At 55.3% G+C, this 15,550-nt stretch carries 13 protein-coding genes; 1 reads left to right on the top strand and 12 read right to left on the bottom strand.

The window, feature by feature from the left end:
• Positions 1 to 6 precede the first annotated feature (6 nt).
• The 12 genes from G1C94_RS05720 to G1C94_RS08000 all read right to left on the bottom strand — a co-directional run bounded on the left by G1C94_RS05720 (position 7) and on the right by G1C94_RS08000 (position 14,133).
• Positions 7 to 1,140 carry a glycosyltransferase gene (locus G1C94_RS05720; protein ID WP_172145971.1) on the bottom strand — a complete coding sequence of 378 codons (1,134 nt, stop codon included), beginning with the start codon at positions 1,138 to 1,140 and terminating at the stop codon, positions 7 to 9.
• A 139-nt stretch (positions 1,141 to 1,279) separates the two neighbouring features.
• On the bottom strand, positions 1,280 to 2,695 hold the full coding sequence (locus tag G1C94_RS05725) for a lipopolysaccharide biosynthesis protein (protein WP_172145984.1): 1,416 nt from the start codon (positions 2,693 to 2,695) through the stop codon (positions 1,280 to 1,282).
• A gap of 19 nt (positions 2,696 to 2,714) precedes the next feature.
• Positions 2,715 to 3,791 carry a polysaccharide pyruvyl transferase family protein gene (locus G1C94_RS05730; RefSeq protein WP_172145986.1) on the bottom strand — a complete coding sequence of 359 codons (1,077 nt, stop codon included), beginning with the start codon at positions 3,789 to 3,791 and terminating at the stop codon, positions 2,715 to 2,717.
• 101 nt (positions 3,792 to 3,892) lie between these two features.
• On the bottom strand, positions 3,893 to 4,714 hold the full coding sequence (locus G1C94_RS05735; protein ID WP_335341215.1) for a DUF4422 domain-containing protein: 822 nt from the start codon (positions 4,712 to 4,714) through the stop codon (positions 3,893 to 3,895).
• A gap of 10 nt (positions 4,715 to 4,724) precedes the next feature.
• On the bottom strand, positions 4,725 to 6,557 hold the full coding sequence (locus G1C94_RS05740; protein WP_172146166.1) for a DUF4012 domain-containing protein: 1,833 nt from the start codon (positions 6,555 to 6,557) through the stop codon (positions 4,725 to 4,727).
• A gap of 58 nt (positions 6,558 to 6,615) precedes the next feature.
• Entirely contained in the window at positions 6,616 to 8,364 is a 1,749-nt protein-coding gene (locus G1C94_RS05745) for a sugar transferase (RefSeq protein WP_253902336.1), read from the bottom strand.
• Positions 8,365 to 8,520: 156 nt separating this feature from the next.
• Positions 8,521 to 9,342, bottom strand: a complete 822-nt coding sequence (locus G1C94_RS05750) for a fumarylacetoacetate hydrolase family protein (RefSeq protein WP_172145989.1) — start codon at positions 9,340 to 9,342, stop codon at positions 8,521 to 8,523.
• Positions 9,343 to 9,437: 95 nt separating this feature from the next.
• Entirely contained in the window at positions 9,438 to 10,028 is a 591-nt protein-coding gene (locus tag G1C94_RS05755) for a DUF4190 domain-containing protein (protein WP_172145992.1), read from the bottom strand.
• Positions 10,029 to 10,183: 155 nt separating this feature from the next.
• Entirely contained in the window at positions 10,184 to 11,014 is an 831-nt protein-coding gene (locus tag G1C94_RS05760) for a YggS family pyridoxal phosphate-dependent enzyme (protein ID WP_253902337.1), read from the bottom strand.
• Between the two features lie 35 nt (positions 11,015 to 11,049).
• On the bottom strand, positions 11,050 to 12,015 hold the full coding sequence (locus G1C94_RS05765) for a glycosyltransferase family 2 protein (RefSeq protein WP_253902338.1): 966 nt from the start codon (positions 12,013 to 12,015) through the stop codon (positions 11,050 to 11,052).
• Positions 12,012 to 13,700 (bottom strand): glycosyltransferase, encoded by a 1,689-nt coding sequence (locus G1C94_RS05770; RefSeq protein WP_172145995.1) that lies wholly within the window; start codon positions 13,698 to 13,700, stop codon positions 12,012 to 12,014. The genes G1C94_RS05765 and G1C94_RS05770 overlap by 4 nt, the downstream gene beginning before the upstream one ends.
• Before the next feature lie 40 nt (positions 13,701 to 13,740).
• The gene (locus G1C94_RS08000) at positions 13,741 to 14,133 is read right to left on the bottom strand and encodes a Fic family protein (RefSeq protein WP_470287738.1); all 393 of its coding nucleotides are present in this window, start codon (positions 14,131 to 14,133) and stop codon (positions 13,741 to 13,743) included.
• Between the two features lie 101 nt (positions 14,134 to 14,234).
• On the opposite strand from G1C94_RS08000, the gene G1C94_RS05775 reads away from it, so the two are divergent.
• Positions 14,235 to 15,479 (top strand): nucleotide sugar dehydrogenase, encoded by a 1,245-nt coding sequence (locus tag G1C94_RS05775; RefSeq protein WP_172145997.1) that lies wholly within the window; start codon positions 14,235 to 14,237, stop codon positions 15,477 to 15,479.
• Positions 15,480 to 15,550 lie beyond the last annotated feature (71 nt).

Genomic DNA, 15,550 nt, shown 5'->3' on the forward strand with positions numbered 1-15,550 from the left:
CTTATTTCAGCATAGCCTCAAACTATCCTTGTATATTCCCTCGACCATTTTCGCCGTTGCCTTATATGAAAAACCCAGCTTTGCGAACTTGTCTGCACTTTGCCGACGGTTCGCAAAATCACTGTCAAGACAAGCGATATCAACAACTTTCTCTGCCCATTCATTAGCGTCGTTTAATCCCAGACGATATTCGCCGGAAATATGAGCGCCAAAACTTGGCACATTATCGGAACATATGAACGGTAGGCCGGCAACTGCCGCTTCGATTGGAGTAGTTGGAGCACCTTCAAACGTACTCGGCATCGTAAATACGTCAAGGGCCCAATAATATGGTGCGACATTATCTGTCGCACTTCGGATAATTAAAGCATTGTCTATTCCTAACTGAGACGCGTATACTTCAATCCGTTCCTTAAGCGGCCCTTCGCCGACCAGCAAAAGTTTTGCTCTCACTCCGCCGTCCAACAGATGCTTCAGAATACCTACCTGAAACAGCGGATTCTTCGCCTCCGAAAGGCGACCTGGAGCCCCAAAGAGCACCGTGTCATTCTCAATGCCTAGCTCAGCTCGATAAGCTTCGCGCACCTCATGATTGAAGCGCAGCATATCAATATCGACTCCATTGCGAACAACCTGGAAATCACCTTTCCCGAATAAATATTCTCCCGCTTCTGAGGAACAAGCTAAACATGTCGTAGCGGATTTGCCCCATACAGTTTTTCCAGCCGTATGAGCAATCTGCTTTACAAGTTTCAGGCCACTGCCAAAGGCGGTATTGTGAGAATGCACGATACGGACTGGCACGCCTTCTTGTTCAGCTATATGAGCGTAGGCGAAACCCATGCCGTTCATGGTGTTGATATGGACGATGTCATAATGATGCTCTCTTAGGAGACTACGCCACTTTTTTGTTGATGCTTTAAAGCGTGTACGCAATCCCGGCTTATGGCCTTTAAAGACGACATATCGGCACCCACCCAGTTTCGCGATCTCTGTGTCATGGCTTTCGTTCCAATCGTGCGTGCAGAAGATATCAAAACCGAAAACTTGCGAATTGAGACACCTGACAGTGTTCATGACAAAAGTCTCGATTCCGCCGAAACCCCACCCTTCGGAGTAATACAGTACCCTCTTTTGCATGAACACCTTTCTTTCGTTTCTCGCTAGTTCCACGGAACACCATGTATCCTGGATGTCTTTACACCACACATGAACAGAGATGCAAGATCGTTCTTGCACTTGCACATATCCTTTTATTCTATTCCCTACTCACTCACAGTCAGAACTTTCTTCTACCTAGTAATGCAAAAACTTCTTGAACCGTAGGTCTGACATCCCAGTACATGATCAGCAGTAATGCAACAAAACAGCCCCATGACAGAACCGAAGAATACGGAATCTGAAATGTTAATACGACGGCACTCACAATTAGACAGATGTTCCCTAGTGCGAGTGCCAATGGATTCACCTTGATGCGAATAATGCTACGAGAGTTGTGTACTCTCATCAACCATACAATGCCATTGCCTAGGACAGATGCGATTCCTGCACCGGGCAATCCTGTCCATCTGATTAAAAAATAAAGAGTCACAGTACATATACCGGCACCAGCCAAAGTAGAGACAAACAGATAGCGCGTCTTCATGCTGGCGGTGTAGACCGTTCCATAATATGCGCTAAGCGTACTGTAATAGAATGCCAACAGAAGCAACGGAATGAGCGGCCATGCTTGATAGAACTCACCCTGCAAGAAAAAACGAGCAACCCAAGAAGAGATGCACATAAAAAAACCTGCGCATAAGGCAATGCCCGCATTATAGAGCTTGAAGACCTTCGAGAAAAAGACGTCCTGCCCCGCCGATTTGAATTCCTGAAAAGCGGACAAATTCCATGCCTGCTGAAAAATGTTGGACATAATATTGAGAATCGCGGGGAACTTACTGGCTGATGCAAATAATCCACTAGCAGCAATCCCAATCATTCCTGTGATGAAAAATCTGTTTATGCTTTGGCTGGCCCACCAGAATAAAGAATTCGGAATCAGAGGAAGCGAATAAATCAGCATTCTATGACCGTAACTACGCGCATCTGCACGTGCAGAAAAGAAATATCTATAGTACTTACCGAAGATAAGATACCAGCAACAACCCGCCAAATTACCTATGACCAGAGATAGGAAGAAACCCTCAACACCCATGCGCATGAATGCAATAAAAGCAACCGCTAACACAATATTCGTCACTGAGGAAATGACGGAAGCCCAGATCATATTTTTCACTTGATCAAGACCGCGAGCGATATTGGAAAAGAACAGCTGGAACGTCATAACCGCAAAAGCGATAAGAAACCAGATCTTATAGTCTCCAAGACCCCCGAAGAACGAAAAGTCTAAAAAGGGAAGCATCAGGGCAACCAGGACACAACTGGCAAGGTTAATATAGAAACCCGTAGAAATGTACTTTGCGCTATTCTCCCCGTCCTCAACACAGAAACGAAGCACTGAATCCGAAATAGACGCGGTGGCAAGTGGCGTAATCAAGGAAATTACCGTGTTCAGCATATCTGTAATGCCGAACTCGCTAGCTGAAAGATAGTACGTATATAACGGCACCAGCAGGAAAGTGACTAATTTGATAGCAATGTTGCTGACGGTGAAAAGACCGATATTTTTAAATAAAGCTGAATATCGAGACATGATCTTCCCCTGAAGATGATCAGCACTGGTCGCGTGTGACCTGAAACTGGTTCTTCCAACGTTCAATGGCGCCAAACGGAAGGCTTATCGACGTGCTACGTTCTTCTTCGATAAGCTGCTCCATCCTCTGTCGAAGGTCATCTCGCTCAATAACGGGGATGTTGGTGTCCTTGCCGATGGCACGGGCACGATTGTCAACGACAACAATCATGGAACGAACCTTGTGATTCAAACAGTGGACACCGGCATGAAGACGAGTGCCGAAATAATCAATCGATTCCTTGTGCTCCGACAGAAATGCATCGAGATTACTCATGTGATGGCCAATGGTTTTGATTTGATTAATATCAATAAGCGAAGAAACGTATTCCAAATCCTCCTCGGCCTGAATCCAAAAATAGACATTACGATAATGCTCAATCAGCGTTTCCAGCATGAACTTGTCTTGTTCGGGATCGCGAGCGTAATCTGTCACAGTGGTCAAAACATCCACGTTCTTAGACGTAGGAATCTGTGTGCAAAAATCTGGCGTCAAATCCCACATTGTCACGCATGCAGTGTTGACGACATTCCTGATACCTGCTTCTTCAAGAGCACGTTTGGTTTGTTCGTCACGAACGGAGTGAAGCACCGTGGGATCCAATAGATATTTGAGCACCCTCACGGAATACGGGGTAAACGCCTTTGCCGTAATTTGCTTCAAGTTTCGCATTCCCACCGCAAGTAGGACCACAGAATTGTGATATGCGGTCAAACGCAATAGCGGAAGCGCGAGCGGATTATTTTCCTTCAAATTCATGGTCAGCATATTGGTACCACAGACGAACTTACGCTCATTTTTAATTGCGCTTTCAAGAACGCTGGAATACGTATGAGTCGGAAGATGCTTGAAACTTTGTTGAGGGAACAACTCACCCATCTGTTTCTGGACGTAAGACATGATGATTTGGTCTCCAGCGTTTTCGCTGCCCATAGCTGTGTCAAGCAGGGTAATTTCATCATGACGAAAGTCACTGGATCTATTATGGGACGGCAGATGACTTGTGACAATGAAACTAGTTGTCTTCACTATGCGTTTCAAAAAAGCTGGCTTCATCTTTTACTCCATGTGACAACCGATACGATCTGAGATTTTAATTAGCTTCTCATAAGGCTAATTCGATGGACATTTTCCCACATGCACTACAAACAGACCATCTAAAAGCTTTTGTCATAGGTTTTCCCTCCGAACTTGGCTTTGAGGAAGCCGGTGCCTTTTTTCCACCAGTTGACGGGCTCGGGACTGACAACGGGCAGCTCGGCGAACGAGTAGTCGTTGGTGACGAGCCAAGGGTCAAGCAGACGTTCGCTGACGCGGCCGAGGTAACGGGCTTGGAAAGCGTCGCCGTATTGGGCTGGATCCAAACGGCGTTCCAGCTCGAAGAGAATCGGGAACAGCCAGGTGCAATACTCGTCAAAGCGCTCGCGGCTCATGATGAACATGTTGAAGATGTGGGCACTGGTGGATTTCATCAGCTTATCCCATGCGAGCACATAGTCGGGAGCCAAGTCGGCCAGCACCTCGCGGCAGGTGTCGAATTGCTCGGCGTGGAAGGTGTGCGCGTAGTGCGAATAGACGGTTTCGATGTAATAATTGCGCTTCTTGGCCACGACGATGTTGCAATCAGCCAGCAACGCACGCACCTCGTCTGAACCCACGATGCGCTCGAATCGGTCGCGCTTGAACCTCGCGCCGAACTTGGCCGAACCGAGATGGCGGCGGTAATGCACCAACCCCTTGTAATCCGTGTCGCAGTTCTTCCACAGCCAATACAGGCCGGTCAGCTCGCAATAATACCCGTTGCGATCAGAGATGTTGTCCCCGCTGTCGTCACCGGTCATGTCCGCGCATACTTCGGGGTGCAAGGCCGCGCCCACGTGCAATGGCAGGTACATCGGGTTACTGGGCATGCGATATGGCTTATGCGTGGCGACACCCACCGTGACGGTGGGAGCCGGGGTTGCAGTTGAAGAACTCACAGCAATCACCTCACTTGTCAATCGAGCAGGACTTGGTGTCGTAGGTGACGCCGAGGTCGGTCCAGCCCATGGGGGTTTGGTCGAACTTGAGATCGGTGGTGGCCTTGGGCGAGGTGGTGACGTCGAACTCGTAGGTGAGGTTCTGACCCTTGCCGATGTAGGCGAGCGCGCTGTACATGTCCCTGCCGTCCATGGTGGTAGCTTGTGGCACACTACCCTTACCCGAGCCGGAGACTTGGAAGTTTGCGATGGAGCCGCCGGCCGGCGCGTAAAACAGCATCTTCTCGGTGGCCTGACCACGCACGCCGGCAGCAGCTTGACCGTTGCCGCCCACCACATACCAACTCAGGTTGGCGTAATCCTCATCGGGCAGGTCGTTTTGCATGGTGAAGCTCACGTGGTAGGTCTGTGAACCGTCCTCATTGCAGGAGGTACGGGTCACGGTGGTGTTGCGATGCAGATACCAATCGAGCTTGGAAGCGTTCTGCTGGTTCAGATACACGCCCACCTCGGGGTTCTCCTCGCTGGACGGGGCACCCTTGGACAACCCCATGTCTTTGAAGCTCTGGTTCTCGTCCTCGTGGAAGCTCGTGAAATACAGGTGCCGTCCCTCGGCCATCGGTGTGGTGATGTCACTCAGCTGCATCAGCTTTTTCACATCGAGGTTCTCGAACAACGCGTTCATCACATGGGAGGCGACGTATTCGAAATACCAGTCCTGATTGGCGATGTACACATCCTTGTAGATGCCGTTGAGCAGGAACTCGGCCGTGTTGTCGCCGGTGAGCAACGGGCCGTTGGGGACCTGCACGTCGCCGGTCATCTTGACAAGCTCCTGGATGAACACTGGGTCGATGGCCATCACGCCGTCCACATTGCTCGAATACTTCGAGCCCTGCCAGAACGAGGTGAGGTTCTTCGCCACCGTCTCATAATCGACGATGGCGGACTGGTCTCGGATATCGAATGAGAAAGCCAACGGCTCGTCGAATACTGCATGCTCCGAATCCGTGCCGATGGTGGTGGGCAAGAACTCGGTATTTGGATGGAAATCACCGACCTGAACCTTGCCGTTGTCGGTGGTCATGCTGCCCAGCGAACCGATCAAACCGCCGATGGAGCGCGTCTCGGAGGTGGTGTTGGCCATAATCAGATACGTGCGCTGACCGTCGTTGCCCATGAATTGTGGCAGAATCTGCAACAGCTTGTTGTTCTGGTTCAGCTTCTCGGCGAGGCCGGAGAATTGCTCGAGGCCCTGCTCATACGCTTGTTTCACTTTGTTGATGTGAGGGGTGGTCAGGTCCTTGAGCTTCTCATATTCCTGCTGAATCTGAGTGTTCGTATTGTCGAATGTTTTCTGGATGTCGTAAATCGGCTGCATGTTGACTTGACCTTCGCCGTCGCTCAGCTTCGAGCTCATCAGGGTGTTCAGCGAACCGGACAGGCTGGGCAGCGTCTTGGTGGCCAGATCATCCATCACTTCCGTCATGCCCTGCACGGTGCGAATGTCATCGCCATACTTCGGCAGCTTGGCCATTATATTCCACAGGTCACCATGCGTAATCTCACGCGCCTTTGCGGTGTGTTCCTTCATAGAAGGCAACGCCTCGTCCAACGAAGTGGAATCCAAAGTTTTGGTGATGTCCTTGGCTTTCTTCACCGATTCGAAGGCTGCTGTTTCATGGGTTTTGACCTCCATGGCCTGACGATAGAACCGATAGCCGACCATCCCCAAGGCGACACCCAAGGCGAGCAACACGGCGAATATGCCAAGCAATACCCACGGCCATACGCGACGTTGCTTCACCTCGCTTGCGGCATGGTTTGCGCCGTGATTATTCATCTTGGCCACGAATCAGCTCCTTGTCGATGGCGTATCAGGGGGTATCTAAAGCACCTATTCAGTATGCACCATCGCCGCGCAACACTACACCAACCGTCTTGATCAGAATGGCGATATCCGTCATTAACGACCAGTTCTCCACATAGTTGACATCGAGGAACTCGGCATCCTCCTGAGACAGATTGTTGCGACCGGAAATCTGCCAAGGGCCGGTGATACCGGGACGAACCAGCAGACGAGCGGAATACAGGGAGGAATACTGATCCACCTCGTAGCGGCGTTGGGGGCGCGGGCCGACCAGCGACATATCGCCCTTCAGCACGTTGATGAACTGCGGGATCTCGTCGATCGAGGTCTTGCGAATGAATCGGCCCACGCGGGTGATGCGCGGATCGTCTTTCACCTTGAACGTGGCGGCGAGCTTCACGCCAGCGGCGGCGGCCACTTCGGCGTCGTGCTTGTCGGCGTCAATGCGCATGGACCGCATCTTCAGCACCTTGAACGGTTCGCCATACAGCCCGATGCGTTCCTGCTTGTAGAACACCGGGCCGCCGTCCTCCACTTTGATGAAGATGGCGGTGATAGCCATGATAATCGAGCCGGGAATCAGCGCGACCAGAGAGCCGGCAATATCGACCGCACGCTTCATGAAGCGAATCGGCAGGGAATATTGCGGCAGGGAGGCCGTCATAATCGGCATGGCGGAGTTATTGCGCATATGGATGCGCCCGCCGCCGATGTCTGCCACGGAAGCGGTGACAGCCAGTTCCATGTTCAACGATTCCACCGCCAGCGCCAGTGTGCGCATCGTCTCCGAATCGCGAGTGAGCACATCGGCAATCAGCACGATGCGCGCGCCAAGGTGGCGTGCGGTTTGCGGCAGACGCGAGTTCAACGGCAGCACGCGCAACCCGCGCTCATAATCGTTCTGCGGCTCGAATGGAACCGAAATCAAGTGCTGGGGTGAATCCGGGTCGTTCTCCTCGCCAATCTCCTCCACTGGGCACACTGCGATGGGCGCATATCCCATGGCCAAGCCCGATTGAGAAGTGAGCTTGCCGATGACGGAACGGATGCCCTCGGGCGAGCCGATGACCAGCGTGGAGTAATTGTATTCACCCATGCGACGATTGCGATGCAGCAGACGGCGCATCAACCAACGTTCCACCAACGTGAACGCGGCGGCCATCGCCGTGGCGGAACTCACCAACCAGCGGGGATACGGCACGCCGAACAGATACGCCACAGAACACAGCGCGAAGAAATTCAGCACGGCGGCGCTCAGTATCCTCGCATACAGCGAATAGCCTTCGCCCATCACATGGCGCACATAGCTTCTCATAAAAGCCAGGCAGAACACCCACACCAGGCAGAACACGGCGAGAGTGGGCATGACCCCTCCGGGCACACTAAGCCGCACCGTGCGCAACACATCGGCGCGTATGAGAAGTTCCAGCACACAGGCCAACAACATCATCAACACGTCCAACGCCACAAGCGCGAAGTTGTAAATGTAACGCCATCTGGGGCCGAGGGGCCATCGGAATGCGGGACGCCGACTGCCTACCGTCGTATCCGGGCGATAGGTGCCGTCGAAGAACGTGGGAGCCGCCTCGGCTGGGGACGCACTTGCGTTTTCTGCGGACGTCGCGGAACCGTCGCCCTGCGGCAGATTGGAACGCTTGGCCCGAGGAGGAACGGGAGGAACCAGAGGCACGCCGTAATCATCCGGGGCGTGGGGATCTGACGGGGTAGCCGAAATCTGCTCAGTCAGCAGATCGGAGTCGTCGCTGTGATTTGCAAGCAAGGACACCCCCCCCCGACGCTTGGTGCGCTTACGGAACCCAAGATTGCCCCGCTTTCCGCAACTGCTGACTTCCTGCTATCTCCCATGTCGCTCATGGTACAACAAACTCTGACAAAAGGGTGGAAGGTACCACGCAAAATGTTCGATTGCATGGGGTTAGCCGCGCACCACCACATTGCGCAGTGAACCGATACCCTCCACATGCACGACGGTTTCGTCCCCCGGTTCCAGATGGCCGGAGGCGTTCGGCGTGCCGGTCATGATCACGTCACCGGGCAGCAGCGTGGAGAAGGACGAAATCGCGGCAATCTGCTCGGGGATGCCGTGAATCAGGTTCGCTGTGGTGCCGCAAGCCATTTCGACGTTCTCGCCGTTGAGCGTGAAGGAAATGTTCGCGTCGCGCCAGTTCACGTCGTCGCGGGACACAATCCAGGGGCCGAGCGGGCAGGAGGTGTCGAAGCCCTTGGCGCGCGTCCACGTGGGGTCGGAGCCTTGCAAGTCGCGCAAGGTGACGTCGTTGACGCAGGTGAAGCCGAGCACGTAATCCATCGCCTGATCGACGGGGACGTTCTTCGCCACGCGGCCCATCACCACGGCCAGCTCGGGCTCGAAGTTCATGTCGTTGGAGCAGGCGGGAAGCACGATTGGGTCGTCCGGGCCGATCACCGAGGTGGACGGCTTGGTGAAGATGACCATGTTCCCCGGCGCGTGCTCTTCGGCGGACTGGCCCTTTTCGTACATGTGCCGGGCGTGCGCCTCGTAGTTCTTGGCCAAGCCGAACACCTTCGAGGGGAGGACGGGCGCGAGCAGGCGGATGCCATCGGCGTCAAGCGCGTAACGCTGGCCGGTGGGAGCAACCTGACCACCCAGCAGCGGGTGGCCGTCGAGCTCGACGAGATAATCCTTGCCGTCAGCCTCGTCTTTCTGCACGAAAGCATAGCGCGGTGAATCATTGAGGGAAAAACGTGCGATTCTCATGAGTACCAGTCTAGCGATGGGCTTGGCCGAGCTGGGCCGAGCTTGTTACGTTGCGAACGAGGCTGACGAACGGACGGAACGGGGGCGGGCAACACTCAGGCCGCGAGACACGCCTCGTAAGTGCTGGCGATCAGCGTGTCCATCTGGCTGCAGGAAGCACTTGTCGACGTGGTTCCGGCGGCACCAAAATAGTTGTAATCGCCACCGTAATAACCGTACTGGCTGTAGTTGTAGCCGTGATCGCGACCGTACTGAGCCAGCGCCGCGCCGAAGCCGAGAATCATCAGTATCACAAGCAGAATGGCAAGAGCGATGCGCACTGCGCTGATCACGATACCGGCGATGGCGAGGCCCTGCCCCCTTTCCCCGGACTGCTTCGCCTGTTTGAGGCCCACGATGCTCAATATCAGGCCAACGATGGAGATGAGGAAGGAGCACACGAACCCGGCGATGCACATGCCGTTCCAGTTTTGCTGCTGTTGCGCGGGATATGGATACGCACCCTGTTGACCCGGCTGGTACACACCTTGCGGCGGATAGGTTGCGCCCGGCTGCGCTGACTGCGTCTCCTGCTGGTACGGCTGCTGCGTGTATGCGGACGCATATTGCTGATCATTTTGCTGGGTATAACCCGACTGCTGGGGATTCGGCTCTTGATAAGGCTGCTGGCTGTTTGAGTCGGTCATCTGCGGTTCTCCTCAATTTGGTTATGCGTGTTGTGAGTGCAGTTTACCGCGCGACCTAGCCGCGAGAATTGTTCTGCCGCCATATTGCGCGAATATTCCACGTTCTGGCCGCAAGCGCAGACGGCAAGGAAGCAGATTGGCCGGATGGCTGGCTGTTACACGAAGGCGCGCGGGCCGAAGACGGCAGTGCCTGCGCGCACGATGGTGGCACCTTCGCGAATGGCAAGTTCCATATCCTGCGTCATGCCCATCGACAGCTCGGTGCAATGCTCGGTGCCGGGCGAGGCCTCGGCAAGAATCTGGTCGCGCACCTTGCGTAAGTGGGCGAAGCCGGCGCGAATGGTCGCCTCGTCTTGCACATGCGCACCAATGGTCATCAGACCTTGCAAACGCAAGCCGCCCATGTTGCCGATGCGTTGCGCGAAATCGATGGCGTGGCTGGGCGGGCAGCCGGACTTGGACTCCTCGCCGGACTCGTTGACCTCCAGCATCACGCCGACGGTGGTGCCGCGCGCGACGGCGCGACGGGCGATTTTCTCCGCCAGCGCGATGGCGTCCACCGATTCGATGCAATCCACCGCGGGCAGCACTTTGCCGATTTTATTGGATTGCAGCTGGCCGATGAGATGAAAGGGGATGTGCGCGGACTCCTGCGCCGATTCTTGCGCCGATTCGGATTCGACGGCACCAAGACTGAACCCACGCGCGGCTGCAAGGCGCACCAGCCCGGGTGCTTTGACCTGCACTTCCTGGGGGCGGTTCTCGCCAATCATGCGCACCCCGGCGTCGATAGCCGCCATGATTTCGCCCACATCGCGCGTTTTCGTGGCGGCAAGCAGGCTCACCGAACCGGGTTCGCGCCCGGCTGCAACCTCGGCGGCCGCGATGCGGTCGAGCGTGCGGCGCACATTGTCAGCGATTTCGCGAGCACGCGCAGGCGCAATGGTCTCGTTGGCAAGATTCTTATGCTCCATATACGCTGCCATGCCGCGCCTGTTCGTCCCGTTCGCGTGAAGCCGCGTTATTGCTGCTGGGCGACTTGGGGGAAGTCGACCTGCGGATCGAAGTGGATCGCCTCGATCATCTGCTTGATCATCTTGCGGCGCAGAGGCTTGGCGACACCGCCGCGACGCATCTCGCGAATCACCATGGCGCAGAAAATCAGGTATTTCGGCTTGCCTTCATGGTGCAGACGATACGACGCCTGGTTGCGCACACCGTAAGCGAACTTCCATTCGTTCTTCTCGTCGATCATCGAGAAGTTGACGCCCTTGTTCACGCCCATGTCGTGCAGCACAACGGAATCGAGCACCTCGACACCGGGGCACGCCCTGGTGATGCGCAGCGTGTATTCCGCATCATCGAACCAGATGAAATATTCCTTATATGGCAGACCATAAGCTTCCATCACCCAGCGGGGAATCAGCACGGAGACAAACGAGCAGGAGGTGACCAGCACCAGATTGTTGTGGCCTTTGGCTTGCAAGCGCCCCCAATCCCACGTGGGGATGGGGTTGTTCATTTCGGAAATGTTGCCGTCGATGTATTTGACCATCGAGCAGGCGTATGGCACGTCGGGCCCGAGCTCCTGAACCGCGGCGTTGAAACCGTCGACCAGTTTGGCCAAGGCATCGGGCTGCGGATAGCCGTCGTCGTCGAAGATCCAGACGAAATCGGCGCCCAGCTCATACCCCTTGCGCATGCCGGTGGAGAAACCACCCGCGCCACCCGCGTTCTCGGGCAGGGTGACGATGGTGAGTTGCACCTTATTCTTCAGCTTGAAATCACGCTCATAATCAGCCAGGTAAGCGGCGGTGTCGTCGGTGGACGCATTATTTACGATGATGAGCTGCTCGGGCAGGCGGGTTTGCGCCTCAAGCGAGGCGAGCACCGTCTTGAGCTTTTCCAAGCGGTTGAAAGTGACGACGACCGCGGCGACGGTTTGCTGAGGTTTGTTGGATTTCGCGACGCGAAAGACCATGGTCATTTACTCCATTCGGTAAACATGTCTCGGAACAGACTATCAGCGGAACGCTTCTTCGAGAACGATTCCAGCCGCTGTTGCTCCGTTTCCCACAACTTGCGGCGATCCTCTTCGTTCTCGAGCACATGGATCAGCGAGTGCTTCGCATCGTGCACGAGCGATTGGGTCATGCGGCGCAACAGCCCCTGCGGTGGAATCAGCGTCTGCTGGGAACCCACGTTGGCGGACAGCGTCGGCACGCCGGCCGAAATCGCCTCGATGGTGGTCAGTGTGATGCCCTCGTTGATCGACGTGACCAGCAACGCATCGGCGTCCTGATAGGTCGAGGAAACCGGCGTATCAATGGAACGGCGTTCGATGACGTCGCCCAACCCGTGTCGGGTGATGAGCTTGTCTACGAAAGCATCCATATCGCCGTTGCCGTGCATGATGAAACGGAACACACCCGGACGGGCCTTTTCCAGTTCCTTCGCAACGAGGATGAATGCTTCGGGGCGCTTCTGGCGGGTGATACGTCCCACGAAAGCAACGGTGAGACGGCTGGTGTCGTTGCGTTTCTTGAACGTCAGGTCACCGGAATCGACGGTCAAACCGACCAGCGGTGCATCAATGACCTTCGCTGGGTCGATGCTGTGCGTATCGACCATCCAACGTTCCAGCTGCGGGGAAATGACGTGGTGCAGATCGACCCACTCGTCGTGAGCCACGGACTCGCGCGGATAGCCGCCTTGCATGACGTATTCGACAATGTGCAGCGAAGCCACAACTTTGACGTCGGGGAAATACTTCTTCACCCACCACGCATTGTCGTACATCCACTGGCAGTGATGAATCACCACACCACGAATATCAAACTGCTCGAACAGCGCGCGCAAAACCGGCACATCACCAACGCGATCCTGCAACGGCTGGGTCAGCGGCATCACCAACGCGCCTTCACACTCGGGGCGCGTAATCCACGGCTGCTGACCATCGCGATCCGTCAGCACAATCGGCAGGAAGCCGGCCTGCTTGGCAAGGGCGATGGTTTCCATGCCCCAGCGTTCGGCACCACCGGCCTGCAGCCAGTGCATGGCAATAATGACGGCTTTGCGAGCGCCCGCCACCCTCGGGCCGGGTTTGACTTCGACCCACGGATGGTGCGAAACGCCGGCGTTGACATGTTCCACAGTATTCGGCTGATACAGAGGGATGGGCAGTGTGCCATGATATTCACGCTCGGAGCGCATCGCCTCGCGCACATAATCGAACGCGATTGGCGCGGTGGTCTCTAATTTCTTATACAGCTGAACTTTCCGGCTGTCCATCGGACGGTGCAACGCCACATCGTCATCGGTGGCGTCGTCGGGCGTGAGCAGGATGTAGCGCACGTTACGGTCGATAAGTGCCATATCGCCGGCAAAATAATGCGGTGAGAACACGGAATTCGCTTGCACGGTGGAGGTGGCGTCGAATTCGCCGATCGGCTGCAGACCGGCTGTGTCGGTGCATGAGCCATTGATGGTGGAGGTGTCCGTCAGGCGCGGGTACTGCCACTTCTCTCCCATATAGATTTTGTAGTGGAGCGTGCGCCCCGGCTGAATCAGCGAATGGTAGTTCACCGCGGCAACCACCAGTTTGTTCAGTCGCTGGCTCAACGAATCCAAGAACTTATCGTCACTTCGTTCGATTGTAAAGAATCGGCACATAGCTTCCACTATATCCACCCCCATAGAATCCACAGCATGATCAGAAATCGACACGCGAACCACTGACGTATCGTTGCTGCTTGCTGCGCGGCTTGTCGGGCATGGTTAGGAACAATCGTTTCTCTTCCAGCAACGGGCGGATATACACACGCCGCATATACGTCACGTTATAGCCAAACCTGTCAGCAATTTCGCGAGCGCTTCGAGCCCGCTGGCAGAAGCGCACTAGTCTGTCATAGTACTTTTTCGTATGTTCATAGTACTTTTTCGTACGTTCATGATACTTTTTTGCATGTTCATAGTACTTTTTCGTACGTTCATAGTACATTTTTTGCGCATCATGGTATGTATTATGATGCACTGTGGTACGGCTCCACAGTCGCCACCTTCTCGAATAGATAGAGCATCTAGATAGAGCGTCACGGGCTGCCATAAGCGCATGCGAATAGGGGGTTTCGCCGCACAGGCGCCGAATCGCCACTACCCAAACCACTCACACGACATTACGGCGCAACATAAACTAAGGTGGGGAGTATGAAGATCGCTGTTGCCGGAACTGGCTATGTGGGTTTGTCCGTTGCGCTGTTGCTTGCGCAACACCATGAGGTGCACGCGCTGGACATCGTGCCCGAGAAGGTCGAGATGCTCAACGCCGGCACGAGCCCGATTGTGGACAAGGAAATCACTGCTTTCCTTGAAGCCAACACGCCCGGCGGAAGGCCGCTGGACTTCCACGCCACGCTCGATGCGCGGCAGGCGTATACGGGCGCGGATTACGCGGTGATCGCCACACCGACGAACTACGACGAGCAGAGGAACTATTTCGACACCTCGAGTGTGGAAGCCGCGATTGCGGCGGTGCGGCAATACAGCCCGAACGCATGGATCGTCATCAAATCGACGATTCCTGTGGGATATACCAAGCAGTTGCGCGAAACGCTGCACGATGGGCGCATTCTGTTTTCGCCCGAGTTTCTGCGCGAAGGACACGCGCTGTATGACAACCTGCATCCGAGCCGCATTGTGGTGGGCGCGCCGCAGGATGATTCCGAAGCCGTTGGGGCCGCGCGCGCATTCGTGCGCCTTTTAGCCGAGGGAGCTGCACAAGGCGAGGCGTCGCGGCACAATCCGGACGGCACCGTGGGCATTCCCGAACTGGTGGTCGGCACCACCGAAGCGGAGGCCATCAAACTGTTCTCCAATACGTATTTGGCCCTGCGTGTCGCCTATTTCAACGAACTGGACACCTACGCCGAACTGCGCAATCTCGACACGCGCGCGATTATCGACGGCGTGTGTCTCGACCCGCGCATCGGCCCGGGCTACAACAATCCGAGCTTTGGCTATGGCGGCTACTGCCTGCCCAAAGACACCAAGCAGCTGCTCGCCAATTACGCGGCTGTGCCCCAGAATCTCATCGAGGCGATTGTGGAGGCCAACCGCACGCGCAAGGATTTCGTCGCCGACGAGATTCTCGAACGTGTGCGTGGCGCGGAGAAGCCGGTGGTGGGCATTTATCGGCTGACGATGAAGTCTGGTTCCGACAATTTCCGCCAGTCCGCCATCCAGGATGTGATGAAGCGCTTGCTTGCGGAGGGGGCCACGTTGCTGGTGTACGAACCCACGCTCGATGCGGCCGATTTCAACGGCAATGAGGTGACGCGCGATCTGGCCGCGTTCAAGCAGCGCGCCGACGTGATCGTCGCCAACCGCTGGAACGACGAACTCGCCGACGTCGCCGGCAAAGTGTTCACGCGCGACCTGTTCAAGCGCGACTGATTGCCTGGGCGTTCATACTTACATATGCATGCTTACATATGCATGCTTACGAGAAAGACTCTCAATAGCAT

The sequence above is a fragment of the Bifidobacterium panos genome (genome assembly GCF_012932445.1).
Classification (GTDB): Bacteria; Actinomycetota; Actinomycetes; order Actinomycetales; family Bifidobacteriaceae; genus Bifidobacterium; species Bifidobacterium panos.

Excerpts from the sequence above, each read along its gene's own strand:
- G1C94_RS05755 (WP_172145992.1), bottom strand. The coding sequence starts at position 10,028 with ATGACCGACTCAAACAGCCAGCAGCCTTATCAAGAGCCGAATCCCCAG.
- G1C94_RS05770 (WP_172145995.1), bottom strand. The coding sequence starts at position 13,700 with ATGTGCCGATTCTTTACAATCGAACGAAGTGACGATAAGTTCTTGGAT.
- G1C94_RS08000 (WP_470287738.1), bottom strand. The coding sequence starts at position 14,133 with ATGGCAGCCCGTGACGCTCTATCTAGATGCTCTATCTATTCGAGAAGG.
- G1C94_RS05720 (WP_172145971.1), bottom strand. The coding sequence starts at position 1,140 with ATGCAAAAGAGGGTACTGTATTACTCCGAAGGGTGGGGTTTCGGCGGA.
- G1C94_RS05740 (WP_172146166.1), bottom strand. The coding sequence starts at position 6,557 with ATGAATAATCACGGCGCAAACCATGCCGCAAGCGAGGTGAAGCAACGT.
- G1C94_RS05730 (WP_172145986.1), bottom strand. The coding sequence starts at position 3,791 with ATGAAGCCAGCTTTTTTGAAACGCATAGTGAAGACAACTAGTTTCATT.
- G1C94_RS05765 (WP_253902338.1), bottom strand. The coding sequence starts at position 12,015 with ATGACCATGGTCTTTCGCGTCGCGAAATCCAACAAACCTCAGCAAACC.
- G1C94_RS05760 (WP_253902337.1), bottom strand. The coding sequence starts at position 11,014 with ATGGCAGCGTATATGGAGCATAAGAATCTTGCCAACGAGACCATTGCG.
- G1C94_RS05750 (WP_172145989.1), bottom strand. The coding sequence starts at position 9,342 with ATGAGAATCGCACGTTTTTCCCTCAATGATTCACCGCGCTATGCTTTC.
- G1C94_RS05725 (WP_172145984.1), bottom strand. The coding sequence starts at position 2,695 with ATGTCTCGATATTCAGCTTTATTTAAAAATATCGGTCTTTTCACCGTC.
- G1C94_RS05775 (WP_172145997.1), top strand. The coding sequence starts at position 14,235 with ATGAAGATCGCTGTTGCCGGAACTGGCTATGTGGGTTTGTCCGTTGCG.